The 13780-nt window shown below is 47.1% G+C and carries 11 protein-coding genes; 6 read left to right on the top strand and 5 right to left on the bottom strand.

All coding sequences use genetic code 11. The features are described from left to right. Positions 1–127: 127 nt before the first annotated feature. The 4 genes from I5M27_RS06945 to I5M27_RS06930 all read left to right on the top strand — a co-directional run bounded on the left by I5M27_RS06945 (position 128) and on the right by I5M27_RS06930 (position 4418). Positions 128–964, top strand: coding sequence for a phosphatase PAP2 family protein (locus I5M27_RS06945; RefSeq protein WP_200505475.1), 837 nt, complete (start codon positions 128–130; stop codon positions 962–964). Between the two features lie 272 nt (positions 965–1236). Continuing rightward, positions 1237–2175, top strand: a complete 939-nt coding sequence (locus I5M27_RS06940) for an Ig-like domain-containing protein (RefSeq protein WP_200505474.1) — start codon at positions 1237–1239, stop codon at positions 2173–2175. Positions 2176–2248: 73 nt separating this feature from the next. Next, positions 2249–2794, top strand: a complete 546-nt coding sequence (locus tag I5M27_RS06935; RefSeq protein WP_317193564.1) for an RNA polymerase sigma factor — start codon at positions 2249–2251, stop codon at positions 2792–2794. Beyond that, complete coding sequence (locus I5M27_RS06930; RefSeq protein WP_200505473.1) at positions 2784–4418, top strand: hypothetical protein; 1635 nt, start codon at positions 2784–2786, stop codon at positions 4416–4418. Before I5M27_RS06935 ends, I5M27_RS06930 begins: the two co-directional genes overlap by 11 nt. Before the next feature lie 204 nt (positions 4419–4622). Here I5M27_RS06930 and I5M27_RS06925 read toward each other — a convergent pair whose 3' ends face one another. After that, positions 4623–7043 carry a heavy metal translocating P-type ATPase gene (locus I5M27_RS06925; protein WP_200505472.1) on the bottom strand — a complete coding sequence of 807 codons (2421 nt, stop codon included), beginning with the start codon at positions 7041–7043 and terminating at the stop codon, positions 4623–4625. 240 nt (positions 7044–7283) lie between these two features. Between I5M27_RS06925 and I5M27_RS06920 the strand changes: the two genes are divergently transcribed. After that, complete coding sequence (locus I5M27_RS06920) at positions 7284–7694, top strand: group III truncated hemoglobin (protein WP_200505471.1); 411 nt, start codon at positions 7284–7286, stop codon at positions 7692–7694. Between the two features lie 62 nt (positions 7695–7756). Here I5M27_RS06920 and I5M27_RS06915 read toward each other — a convergent pair whose 3' ends face one another. The 3 genes from I5M27_RS06915 to I5M27_RS06905 form a co-directional block, all read right to left on the bottom strand. After that, positions 7757–8536, bottom strand: coding sequence for an SDR family NAD(P)-dependent oxidoreductase (locus I5M27_RS06915; RefSeq protein ID WP_200505470.1), 780 nt, complete (start codon positions 8534–8536; stop codon positions 7757–7759). Between the two features lie 154 nt (positions 8537–8690). After that, positions 8691–9014: a 2Fe-2S iron-sulfur cluster-binding protein gene (locus tag I5M27_RS06910; protein WP_200505469.1), complete on the bottom strand. Its 324-nt coding sequence runs from the start codon at positions 9012–9014 to the stop codon at positions 8691–8693. Between the two features lies 1 nt (position 9015). Further along, positions 9016–10026, bottom strand: a complete 1011-nt coding sequence (locus I5M27_RS06905) for an NAD(P)/FAD-dependent oxidoreductase (protein ID WP_200505468.1) — start codon at positions 10024–10026, stop codon at positions 9016–9018. Between the two features lie 353 nt (positions 10027–10379). Here I5M27_RS06905 and I5M27_RS06900 point away from each other — a divergent pair, with 353 nt between their 5' ends. Next, positions 10380–11669, top strand: a complete 1290-nt coding sequence (locus I5M27_RS06900; RefSeq protein ID WP_200505467.1) for a citrate synthase — start codon at positions 10380–10382, stop codon at positions 11667–11669. Between the two features lie 173 nt (positions 11670–11842). On the opposite strand, the gene I5M27_RS06895 is transcribed toward I5M27_RS06900, so the two are convergent. Beyond that, on the bottom strand, positions 11843–13780 hold the full coding sequence (locus I5M27_RS06895) for an OmpA family protein (protein WP_200505466.1): 1938 nt from the start codon (positions 13778–13780) through the stop codon (positions 11843–11845).

Here is a 13780-nt window from a genome sequence, read left to right as displayed (position 1 = left end):
ACAACGATCAACAACTGGGTTTTCTTACTTTTTTACCTGAAAACCATAGCGTTTACCCTTGAAAAAACGGTTATCTATTTGTTACCTTTATTCGTTTAAGCAACCTGAATCAAGTATCCCGTTTTTTATGCAGCAACGTTACCGCTTCTGGCTCCTGTTTTTCTTTCCGGTTTTCTTTTTTTCTACCGAATTAAAAGCCCAGCAAACCGATACCCTTCAAAAGTACCAGGACCCGGTCGGGGTAGAAAAACCCAAAGCGCCTTTTTATAAATCGAAAGTATTTAAAGCGACCATTGTGCCGGCAGTTTTGATCGGTTACGGGGTTAGCACCATTAAAGACAACGGTTTTTACAGCTCTTACGATGCCCAGCGCGATATTCTGAAAAATTTCCCCAACTTCGATACCTGGCTCGACGATGCTTTTCTGGTGGCGCCTTATTTTGAACTGGCAGCGGCCAATATTTTCAATCAGCGCTCCAACAACGATCTGCTCAACACCACCCTGGTAATTCTGAAAGCGGAGGCAATTTTCGGGGTTACGGTTTTCACCATGAAAAACCTGACCAACCAGCTCCGGCCCAACGGCGAAAACCGCGAATCGTTGCCTTCCGGCCATACGGCGCAGGCTTTTCTGGCCGCTTCTATTCTGCACACCGAGCTGAAACACCGCAGTAACTGGTACGGCGTAGGCGCATACGGCATTGCTACGAGCGTAGGCGCTTTCCGGATGCTAAAAAATAAACACTGGCAATCGGATGTATTTGTAGGCGCCGGCATTGGTATTTTATCTTCGCACGTGGCCTATTTATCGCACCGCAACCGCTGGGGCCGGAAGCCCACGGTAGTAATGGCGCCCACTTATTTATACGGCGTTCCGGGAATTAGCCTGGCATTTAATTTCGATGAAATGAAGCGCAAAAACCTTCCGGATACCTTCGGTCAGAAAAGACTCAGCACTTTTTAAGCTGAAAATCCTACCGTTTTTCATCATTTGAGCATTTCCTTATTTAATTTCAAAATTCAGGCACCTGTTATCGGGTGCCTTTTTCTTTTCCGAATCTTATACTTGCGGTTTTTATGGCTGTAAAATTGTAGCCTGGTGGTTTTTCGGAAATCCCGTATTTCCTTGTTATATTGCCTTTCATAATTTTTTTTCAGGCCCAAGCAGCGTTTTCACGAATAGTTGTGTCATGGTACTGAAACCCGAGCTTCTCTTCTGTTTATTTAAATTTTGCAATGAAAAATCAATCGCTGTTCACCTTTTTCGCCGGCCTTTTTGCCTTCGTTTTTTTGCTAAGCGGCTGCGATAAGTTTGAAGAAGATACCAGTCCGATGCTTGCCACTACCCTGGTGCTCCGCAACGATACGTATACCACCCAAAAGAACCAGACCATTCAGTTGCAGGTGCTTGCAAACGATTCCATATCCGGGCAAACTTCGGTAGAATTTGGCAAACCAAGCCACGGCACTTTACAGGCAACCGGCACTCCGGGCAGCGTTTTTTACCAGCCTGAAACCAATTTCGTGGGCCGCGATACGGTTCGTTATAAGGTATGCATCGGCCAGAACTGTATTTCCGCCAGCGTGTTCATTATTGTGCAGGCCGACCCGGTTAATCCGTGCACGGTTTCTGTGTCCAACGATTCTGTAGCCGTTATTGCAAACCAAAGCAGCACCATAAACATTCTGCAAAACGATGTAACCTGCAACAATATTCCGAGCATGGTACAGGCGCCGCAGTTTGGGCGGGCCCGCCTGAACGGCAACAACCAACTGGAATATATCCCAAACCCAAATTACACCGGTCCCGACGAAGTGCACTATAAAGTTGGGGCAGTTACAGGCAAAGTTTCGATAACCGTAAAACCGGTAATCCCTAACTGTACGCTTACCGCTAACCCGGATATGGTGACTATGCCGCACAACAAAGCCATTGATTCGGTAGCGGTAGATGTGTTAGGCAACGATGTATGGTGCACCAATGCTCCGGCCGTATCGGTGCACCTGATCAACCAAAGCAGTCATGGCACCTTGATGGTAACCGGTTCCGGAGCCAGTTCCAGAATTTTGTATATTACCAATACCCCGCTGCATAATATTACCGATAGTTTCCAGTACCGGATCTGCCAGGGATCAACCTGCACCATCTCTACAGTAACGGTAAACATTCAGTAAAAACGCCGGCCGCTGGCCTTCGCTTTTACTAGTACCTGACCCTACGGAAATTAAGAACCCCTAAAACTGCATTGTGCTTACCGAACCCGAGATCATAGAAGGCTGCAAAAAAGGCAACCCCGCCTGCCAGGAGGCGCTTTACCGGCTATACGGAAAGCGCATGAAAGGCATTTGCCTGCGCTACGCCCAAACCGATTTCGAAGCCGATGATATTTTCCAGGATGCTTTTGTGTCCGTTTTCAAAAACATCCATACCTTCCGTGACGGGGTTTTCTCGGGTTGGATCCGTCGCATTTTTGTGAACGCGGCCATTAATAACTACCGGAAGAACGTTAAACATTACAATCATCAGAACAGCCACGACCTTGAAGTTTCGGACGACGGCCAAACTAACGGGCTGGATGAACTCACTGCCCAGGAACTGGTAACGCTGATAAACGAATTACCCGAAGGCTATAAACTGGTATTTAACCTGAACGTGGTAGAAGGCTACAACCACGCCGAAATAGGTGAAATGCTGGGCATTGCCGAAGCTACTTCGCGCTCGCAGCTGGCGCGTGCTAAAAACATGCTGAAGAAAAAGTTAGAAAAAATTAATTCCTGTAAATATGCGAGTTGATAAAGATTGGGAAGAAGGGATCGGGAAAAAGCTTTACGATTTTGAGGGCGAGCTTTCGGAGCAGGCCTGGAGCAACATAAACCAACGCATAAAACCGCGCCGCGATAAACGTTATTTCTGGCTGCCGGCCCTGCTGTTTTTTATGACGCTGCCAACGGCCCTGTATTTTACAGACCCGTTAAGCTGGCTTAAATCCGAAAACCAAAACCTGTCCCAAACTTCCCCGGAAACAACGGTTGTGAACCTTGAAAACGGAACTTCCAAAACGGTACCGGTTCAGGGTGAAAAACCTGAATTAGATACCTATCAAGCCACGAATGAAACGGCAGAAAACGGTATGGTTTCCGGCATAAAAACCCATGAAGCAAATAATAACGCCGCAGTACAAAGTTCAGAAGCAACCGCCAAAAACCCTTTAATAAATTCCGGAAACAAACCAGCTAATAATATTTCAGGTCCGGGCTTAATTGCTGCTACCAAGCCTTCCGGAAACATTACGGTAATGGAAGAAAATGAACGTTCAGAATCTGAAAATAAAGCGCAACAAGCTACTGAAAGGCAAAATATTTCGGCCCGATCCGGCATCCAGCAGGCGGGTGCTTTAGCTATTAACAAGCCGGAAGCATCGAACGCAAATAAAGGAAACAGAACGAATAATGCTTCTGAAATCAGGAATGCCAAAACGGTAGGGTTTAGCACCGAAAAACCCGGAACTGGTTTAGCAAAGGCCATGCTAACCAATAATCCGGAGGTGAAAAATGCTGGATTACAAAATGCCGAAAACGGGAATTTAGTTCAATCTGAAACCAGCCGTGAAATTGCCTGGCTTAAAGCTAGAGTACCTTCCCTGGCAGGCGGGTTTACAGCCGCTGAATTCCCGGAAACGCTACCCGATTCTCTTAAAAAACAGCTGATCACGGCGCTGCCGGAACCGGAAAACCAGATTGCAGGTAAAGACAAAAACCAGGAAAAACCTTCGACCCGCAAATGGGCTTTTGCCATTTATAGCGCGCCGCAATATACGTTTCAGCGGGTATTACCTAATCAGCAGGATGGCATCAGCATTCTGCAACTGGAAAACAAAAACGAATTCGAAAAAGAACGTTTGGGCTTTGAATTTGGCTTCCGCGCGTATTATCCGGTCCGGAAAAATCTGCAGCTGATCTTGGGTTTTCAGGCTGCCCGCATGAACCAGTATCTGCGTTTGCATACCGTAAATACGGCACCCGATTCAGTCGTGATCAAGCAGCAAAGCAACAGTGTTTCGATGCAGGTTTACAATACGCAGCGCCAGGAAGAACACTTATTCCGGTATTATTTCGGCGGTATTTTTACGGGCATGAAACTAACCTTATCCGAGAAACTGGATCTTTCCGGAGGACTTGGCCTGAACTGGTTGCTGCAAAACAAAACCACCAACGAAAAAACGAAAACCCCGGCTGCCGCCTTTAATCCGTATCTGAACCTGGGCCTGGAATATAAACAGCCGCTCAGCCAGAAACTGACGCTAACAGCCGGACCGGCCATGCAGTATTACCTCAAGCCGGCACAGGAAAAACAGGCTTTCATTGGTGTAAAACCAACTACCCTGGGGTTCTCGGTTGGTTTGCAGTATAAACCTTAGATCAGGAATTTGCTTATATATTGTTTAATTGTTGAATACAAAAAGCCCCTTCAATGAAGGGGCTTTTTGTTTATGAAAACAGGACTGTACCTTACTATTTCTAGATTTTAAAAGTAGCCAAATTCCCTTTATAAACTGTTCGATCAGCTTTCGTGCAAGCTTGGGATGACTGGCAAAGGAAAATTTACCAGTCTTTCTATTTTATCAGGTTATCGCCAGTTTTTCTGGTTTATTGAGTTTCATTTTATTGGCCGCGATCTGCACGGAAATGGTAGCAAACACAATTACGCTGATGGTACTGATCGGCATTAAAATAGCCGAAACGATCGGGGTAAATTCACCCATTACGGCCATGGTTAACCCGATGATATTGTACACGAAAGAAACCCCGAAACTGGCTAAAATGATCCGCATATTCACTTTCGAGAATTTCAGGAATTTGCCTAGTAAACCAAAGTTCTTCGCTTCCAGAATACCGTCGCAACTAGGGCTGAAACCGCTTACTTTATCCGTTAAAGCAATGCCGGCATCGGCTTGTTTCAGGGCGCCGGCATCGTTCAGCCCGTCGCCGATCATGATCACTTTGTGGCCCTGGTCTTTAAGTTTCTGAATGTATTCGAGTTTCTGCACCGGGCTCTGGTTGAAATTCAGTTCCGCATCCGGACCGAAAATGCTTCTTAAGCGTTCGCGTTCGCTGTCGTTGTCGCCGCTTAAAACTGCCAGCTTTTTTACTTTTTTCAGCGATTTCAATACCGTTTCCAGGCCTTTGCGGTATTTGTTCAGGAACACGTAGTAGCCATAAACCTTCCCGTTAAGGCAAATATACACGCGGGTTTCGGTTTGCGGACCGGCTTCTGCGCCCGTAAACTCAGCCGAACCTATTTTCACTTTTACGCCTTTCACTTCCGCTTCAATGCCTTTGCCGGGAATTTCGGTAAAATTGATAACCGGTAACGCAGATGTCTTGAACTGGCTGTAAATGCGCTGGCTCAACGGGTGTGTAGAATGCTTCAAAACCGAGGCAATAAGCACCTGGTCTTCCGGAGAAAACTGCGTTCCAAAGTAATTGATCTCCGATTGGTCGGTTTCAGTAAGCGTGCCGGTTTTGTCGAAAACAATGGTATCGGCTTTGGCCATTTCTTCTACCACGCTCAGGTTTTTCAGGTAAAATTTATTTTTCCCGAAAATACGCAAAGCGCTGCCGAGGGTAAACGGTGTGGCTAATGATAACGCACACGGACAGGCAATTACCAGTACCGACGTAAACGCTTTAATCGCCATATCGGTATCGCGGGGCACCCAGTAAATCAACGCGCCGGCAGCGATCATTAAGGTTACGGTAATGAAATATTTTCCCACGGCGTGCGCGTACGTTTCGAAATTGGTTTCGTCTTTTTTGCGGAAAACGCTGCTATTCCAGAGTTGGGTCAAATAACCCTGGCTCACTTCTTTCACTACTTCCAGCTCAATGCTCTCCCCTACCTGCCGGCCACCGGCGTAAATAATTTCCCCAGCCACTTTCGCCACCGGCACCGATTCCCCGGAAACAAAACTGTAGTCGATATTGGCGGTGCCTTTCATTAAAATAGCATCGGCCGGGATCAGTTCGTGGTTGCGAATGAGTAACCGTTGCCCGGTTTTCAGCTCTTTTACCGGCACGTACGTTTCCTGGTTATTCCGCAGCACGGTTACCGAGATCGGAAAGTAGGAAGTATAATCGCGGTCGAAGGAAAGGGAATCGTAGGTTTTTTGCTGGAAATATTTCCCGATGAGCATAAAGAACACCAAACCGGTAAACGAATCAAGAAAGCCCGGTCCTTTGCCCGTTACGATGTCGTAAATACTAACCGTAAACAACGAAGCAAGACCAATGGCGATCGGAAGATCGAGGTTTACCATTTTCTGCTTTAAGCCTTGCCAGGCTGACACGAAAAAACCGCGCGCGCTCCAGAGCAAAACCGGAATAGCCAAAACGATATTGATATAGGCAAAAAAACTGCCCAGGCTTTTTTCCAGTTCGCCGGTTACGGCCAGGTATTCCGGAAAACTGAGCAGCATGGCATTGGCAAAACAGAACCCGGCAAGGCCCAGTTTATAGGCCATCTGGTAATTTTTAGGTTGCACTTTGGCGTGCGTATCGGCGAGTGTAATATTCGGTTCGTAGCCTACATCGGCCAGTAGCTTTACAATTTTGCGCAAACTGGTTTGGCCGTGTTCGAAGGTAACGGCCAGCTCTTTACGGAGGAAATTTACCTTGGAATCGGTAACGCCGACATCGAGTTTGTGCAGGTTTTCGAGCAGCCAGATACAGGAACTGCAGTGCATCTGCGGAATGTAAAACGTAATTTTGCTGATCTGCGAATTCTGAAAATCGAGCAGCTGGTTGATCACCGAAACATCGTCGAGGTATGCCAGGCGCGATTCGGCCACCGGATCTTTTACCGAATTACCCGGGCGGTCTTCGATGGTATAATACGTACAAAGATTATTGGCATCCAGAATTTCGTACACCACTTTACAGCCTTCGCAGCAAAATGCTTTTTCGTGCGCCAAAATAGGCGTATCGTCACAATCTTCCCCGCAGTGGTAGCAGGTTTTTAAATCAACTGAAGGTGCGGCTTCCATCTGATTCCTTGGTTTTAAGTTCTTTACAAAATTAAGGTTGCCGGCCTGGCTTAAATATGATGAAAGTCAGTGCCGGGGTTGATTCCGGTCATCTCTGACTTTGATTTTAAAAACCTACTTTTGCAAGGTGGAAAACCGTATAATGGAATGTTCCCAGGATTGAAATCGTTAAGAAACAATACGCTTTCGGCCAGAAATTTCCGGCTAGCGGGCAGCACCAAGTAAAATGAATATTTCCTTATGAATACTGAAAAACCCGATATCCGGACGGAAGAAGATATAAAGCGCATGGTAGATGCTTTTTATGATCTGGTAAACCAGGACGATCTGCTTTCACCGGTTTTTAACGGGCATGCGCACGTGAACTGGGAAACGCATTTGCCGATCATGTATAAATTCTGGAGTTCTATTTTACTGGGAAGCTCTACGTATACCGGCCAGCCTTTTCCGAAACACGCATTCCTTCCCGTTGAAAAAGCCCATTTCGACCGGTGGATGGAGCTGTTCGTTAAAAATATAGACGATCTGTTTGAAGGGGAAATTGCTGAAATGAGCAAAGCCCGGGCAATCAATATGGCGCGGGTTTTCCAGTTAAAAATGGGTTTGATCCCGCGCGGCGATAATCCGTTTTACCTGGTAGAAAAAAAGTAATTTTCCTTGCTGATATAATTTAATAAGCCTCGCGGATCTGTATTTCCGGGAGGCTTATTGTTTTAATGGTAGATCATTTTCACGGTCATACCGCCGTCTATGATTAAATGCTGGCCGGTAATGAAACCTGCTTTTTCCGAACATAAAAACAAAGCGGCTTCGGCTATATCTTCCGGCTCGCCTACCCTACCCACCGGATGCTGCTCTTTGTCTGCCTGGCTGTGTTTCGGTTCGTAGCGTTTACTTTTCTTTTCCCAGGGCCCGGTTTCGATCCAGCCCGGCGCAATGGCATTTACCCGTATTCTCTTCCCGGCCAGGCTGATGGCTAAACTGTGCGTAAGCGCTTCCAGGCCACCTTTGGAGGCTGAGTAGCCAAACGTATCGGGTTCGGACATAAACGCCCGGGTAGAAGTGATATTGAGTACGGCCGGGGCATCGCTTTTTTCCAGCAGCGGCAACGCGTATTTGGTGCAAAGCAAAGGCCCGCGCAAATTCACTGCCAATATCCGATCGAAATCAGCAGAAAGAAGTTCTTCCAGCGGAACAGGTTTCTGAAAGCCGGTGCCGGAATTGTTTACCAGTACATCGAGTTTTTTGTGCGTTTTGCCTACCGTTTTAAAAAGTTCCGAAATCTGGTTTTCCAGGCTTACATCGCATAATTCAAACTGCACTTTCAGCTTTTTCTGCTTTAGTTTTGCAAGGGTTTCCGCGCCGGCTTCGTGGTCGCAATCGGCAATAATTACGGTGGCACCTTTGCGTGCAAACGCCTGCGCCATGCCTAACCCAATGCCTTGCGCTCCACCGGTTATCAGCACAACTTTGCTTTTATAAATTCCGCTCATGATTTATCGGTTTGCTGGTTTGCTTACGGCCGTTTGGTTTGTACTGTTCAGACTTTTGCAGCCCAAAACCCTAGCGTTTTTACAAAAAAAATATCCTGTAGCGAAGGGTTTAACCTTAAGCTACAGGATATTTTAATGGTTAAATTATCAACCGTTAATAATCTTCGGCGGCAATTCTTACAGTCAGGCCTTCCATTTCGGGCGTTAATTTTATCTGGCACGAAAGGCGGCTCCGCGAAGTAGAGGTTGGCAGACTTTCCAGCATGTACGCTTCATCGTCGGATGGTTCTTTCAGTTCGGGACCTTCCAGCACTTCTACGTGGCAGGTGGCGCATAACGCCATGCCGCCGCAGGTCGCCTGGATCGGATATTCGTTTGCTTTCAGCACTTCCATCAGGCTCAGGCCCATGTCGGTTGGCGCGGTAATTTCGGTATGTTCGCCGTTTGGTTCTTTTACAGCAATTCTGATATCACTCATATTACAGGGTCGGCACGCCGTTTACAGTGGTGTATTTTAAAACGTATTTCTTATCCGGGTTAATAATGCTGTAAGCACTCTGGGCCATTAAAGCCGCTTCGTGGAAACCGCATAAGATCAGTTTCAGCTTGCCCGGATAGGTATTGATGTCGCCGATGGCAAACACGCCCGGCACGTTGGTGCTGTAATCGAAAGTATTTACCACGATGGCGCCTTTTTCAATTTCCAGGCCCCAGTTTTCGATCGGGCCTAATTTCGGTACCAGCCCGAAGAGCGGAATAAAATAATCGGCTTCAATATCGATGGTACTGTTGTCTTCCGACTGCACGGTTACTTTTTCGAGTTTATCGGTGCCGTTCAGGGCAACCGCGTTCGATTTTAAAAGCAAACGCATCTGGCCTTCCTCGGTGAGGGTTACCACTTTTTCGGCCGATTCCGGTGCGCCGCGGAATGAACTGCCCCGGTGCACAAGCGTAAGTTCCGAAGCCAGACCGGAAAGGTAAATCGACCAGTCTAAAGCCGAATCGCCGCCGCCGGCGATCACCACTTTTTTACCACGGAAAACTTCCGGATCGATCACCATGTAATTCACGCCTTTGCCTTCGTAAAGCGCCAGGTTTTCCAAAGCCGGTTTGCGGGGTTCGAAAGACCCAAGGCCGGCGGCAATTACCACCACTTTACAGGCAACCTGGGTTCCGGCAACGGTTTCTACGATATAAGAGCCGTCTTCCTGTTTATGCAAATGCTCTACGCGCTCGCCTAAGGTGAAAGAAGGTTTGAACGGTTCGATCTGCTTCATTAAATTATTCACCAGATCGCCGGCCAAAACTTCGGGAAAACCGGGAATATCGTAGATCGGTTTCTTAGGATAAATTTCCGAAAGCTGACCGCCCGGCTGGGCAATGGCATCTACTATGTGGCAACGCAGTTTTAAAAGACCGGCCTCGAAAACGGCAAAAAGCCCTACCGGTCCGGCGCCGATAATACAGATATCGGTGGTTATCTTATTCATGCTATAATATTTATATTTTGTTTGCTGCCCAACTAAGACCGAGTTTCAGGGCCTAAAAGGATAGCGTTTATTCTGCCGCAAAGGTACGCACCCCGGTTTAAAAAAACGCATAAAACGAAATACATCTTTCAAATTCGGCCAAAGCCAAGCATTTCCGGTATTTTTAATATGAAACGCCGGCAAATCAATAAAACTTTTTCTGCCGGGAATAGGAATAATTTCGCATGCAGCTTTGGTTAAGATTAAGATAGAATTAAAATTGTGAGAATAGTTTTATTCCGTTTCTTTTTAATTGTTTTTTATCTAATTTGCGGTCTTGATAGGCATACCACACACAACCATATTATTTTCTAATGGCAGAATTCGCAGAAATTATCTTAGATGGTAAATCTTACCAATTGCCAGTAATCACAGGCTCAGAAAACGAAAAAGCAGTTGATATTTCCAAGCTTCGTGACCAGTCCGGTTATATTACCATAGACCCGGGTTATAAGAACACGGGCGCCACCCAAAGCGCGATCACGTTCCTGGATGGTGAGCAGGGCATCCTGAATTACCGCGGTTACCCGATCGACCAACTGGCTGAGAAATCGAACTTTATTGAAGTTGCTTACCTGCTGATCTACGGCAAACTGCCAACTACTCAGGAGCTCGAAAATTTCAGCAACCAGATCAAAATGCACACCCTGGTGCACGAAGATATGCGCAAGATCTTCGACGGTTTTCCTTCTACAGCGCACCCGATGGGTATTCTTTCTTCCCTGGTTGGCTCGCTTACCGCTTTCTACCCGGAGTCGCTGAACCCGAACATGACCGAGGAAGAAATGGACCTGAACATTATCCGTTTACTGGCCAAACTTTCTACCATTGCGGCCTGGTCTTATAAAAACTCTATCGGTCACCCGGTAATCTATCCTAAAAACAACCTCGATTATTGCTCGAACTTCCTGCACATGATGTTCGCTTACCCAACTGAGGAATACAAAGTAAATCCGGTAGTAGTGGATGCGCTGAACAAACTGCTTATTCTGCACGCCGATCACGAACAAAACTGCTCTACCTCTACCGTACGTTTAGTAGGTTCCGCCAATGGTTCGCTTTACTCTTCGGTATCGGCCGGTATCTGCGCCCTGTGGGGCCCGCTGCACGGCGGTGCCAACCAGGAAGTAATTGAAATGCTGGAGGCCATTAAAGCCGACGGCGGCGATTCTAAAAAGTGGATCGAAAAAGCCAAAGACAAAAACGATCCGTTCCGTTTAATGGGCTTCGGTCACCGCGTGTATAAGAACTTCGACCCACGGGCGAAGATCATCAAAGCGGCTTGCGATACTATTCTGGCTGATCTGGGTGTAGTAGATCCGGTATTGAACATTGCCAAAGAACTGGAAGAAGCAGCTCTTACGGATCCTTATTTCGTAGAGCGGAAACTGTATCCGAACGTAGATTTCTACTCTGGTATCATTTACCGCGCCATGGGTATTCCAACCGAAATGTTTACGGTAATGTTTGCCTTAGGCCGTCTCCCAGGCTGGATCGCCCAGTGGAAAGAACTGCGCACGAACAAAGAGCCAATTGGCCGTCCGCGCCAGATCTACACCGGCGAAACCGTTCGCGAATACACGAAGATCGCAGATCGCAAATAGTAAAAAACGCTATGCTTTTACAGCAAAAAACCCGGTCGTAAGATCGGGTTTTTCTTTTTTATAGTGCTATGAAATTATTTCAGCATTCCATTCTTAAGAATTCCAGACGAAAAAAACGCTACACTTTTAAACCTCAAAAGTATAGCGTTTTTTCGTTTTTGAAATCAGGCTTGCTATTCCGAAAGAATTCTAAACTCGATCCGGCGGTTTTGCTGGCGGTTGGCATCGGTGTTGTTCGGAACGGCGGGTTTGGTTTCGCCGTAGCCAATGGCTTTAATGCGGTTCTTGGAAACGCCGTTGCTGGTTAAAAAGGTGGTTACCGATTGCGCCCTTTTCTGCGAAAGTACCTGGTTATTGGCATCCGAACCCACGTCATCGGTATGGCCGGAAATTTCCACGATAATGGTCGCGTTCCGGTTCATGAAAGTAACGAGTTTTTTCAGCTCCGTCTTCGATTTCGGATCCAGGTTAAATTCGCCGGTCGGGAAGAAAATGTTATTAAGCACAATAGATGAACCGGATCTTACCGGATCGAGGTAAATATCGAGCATCAGCGGGTTAAAATCCTTCTTATTGGTATAATCGAAGCTCATGCTTTTAAGCAAATACCCTTCGGAAGAAGCATACATGGCATACTGCCCACCCTCTTTCAACACGATGGTATATTCGCCGGTAACCTGGTCAGAACTTACCTGCTGCTCGAGTTCATCTGTGGAGATATCGTAAAGTTGGAGGTCGGCTTTAATGGGTTTTTTGGTAGCGGCATCGTACACGCGGCCTTCAGCATAGGTGGTGGCATCTTTACTTTTCCAGGCCGGCGGCACATCAAATTCAAAAATATCGATGCTGCGTTTACCGCTGTTGGGGTTGGTTAACTGCCGCGAATAATAGCCTTTAACATTGTTGGAAGAAATGAAAACCGAACCTTCGTCTTCGTAAGTATTGAGCGGATACCCTAAATTCTGGGGCGTGCTCCACACATTATCGGTCAGGTGGGTCTCGTAGGCATCCAGGCCACCCATTCCCACGTGGCCGTCGGAAGTAAAATACAAGGTCGTACCGCTGGCGTGAATAAAGGGCGCCATATCTTTGCCGGAAGTATTAATGGTCGGGCCGGCATTAACCGCTGCGCTCCACTGCCCGTTTTCCTGCAGGCGCGTTACCCAGATATCTTCCTGCCCATAGCTGCCATTTTTCCGGAGCGAAGCAAAATAAAGAATGCGGCCGTCGGCAGAAAGTGCCGGCTGGGAATCCCAGGAAGAAGAATTTACAATGTGGCCCAGGTTGCGGGGCTTGCTCCACTGGTTTCCCTGCTTTACCGAAATATACAGGTCGCAATCGCCTTGTGAATCGGGCCGGTCGCAGGACGTGAAAACCAGCGTTTTACCGTCACCGGAAATCGTGCCGGCGCCTTCGTTATGCACCGTATTGATCAGCGGGGAAACGGAGGCCGGGTTGCTCCACTCGCCTTCAGGGGTTCGCTCGCTGATGTACAAATTTTCGTCTGCTTCGGTACCTGCTCCGCGGCCGGTGTATAAAAAATAACGCTGATCGGCGGTTACGTTCGGGAAGTACTGATAGGTAAACTGGTTAATATGCGTACCTAAGCGGCGCGGCTTAAATTCCACCGGCCTTTGGATGGCCTTTTGCGCAAACTGGCAATTCTTGATCTGCAGTTCGGCATACGGGTTCAGTTTAGGGTTTTTAGGCGAAGATTTTAAGTAGTTCGAATAATTTTCTTCTGCTGTCAGATAGTCGCCGGTATTCATGCTCAGGTCGCCTGCCACCAGGTAATCGTTTACCAAAGCTGGGTTGAACGGAAGTAAACTGATGCCCTTTTTGTAATTTTCGTAAGCTTTGGCTTTGTTGCCGAGCAATTTAAAATAGCCGCCCATCCGCAAATAAGCCTCCCCGAATTTCGGGTCGCGTTTAATGGCGTTTTCCATCAGCTCAATTGCCTTGTCGAAATTACGATCTTTTGCGGCATCCATGCTGCGCTGGTACATCAGCACGGCACGGGGCACATTAGAAGAAACTTTTTCAGACTGCGCCAGCACAGTTCCAAAAAAACCAAAGATCATCAGTAAAATAAAACCGAACGATTTACCCAT

It is taken from the genome of Adhaeribacter terrigena, assembly GCF_016623615.1.
GTDB lineage: Bacteria > Bacteroidota > Bacteroidia > Cytophagales > Hymenobacteraceae > Adhaeribacter_A > Adhaeribacter_A terrigena.
Note: the sequence above shows the minus strand (reverse complement) of the source record. Positions and strands in the feature narration are given on the sequence as shown.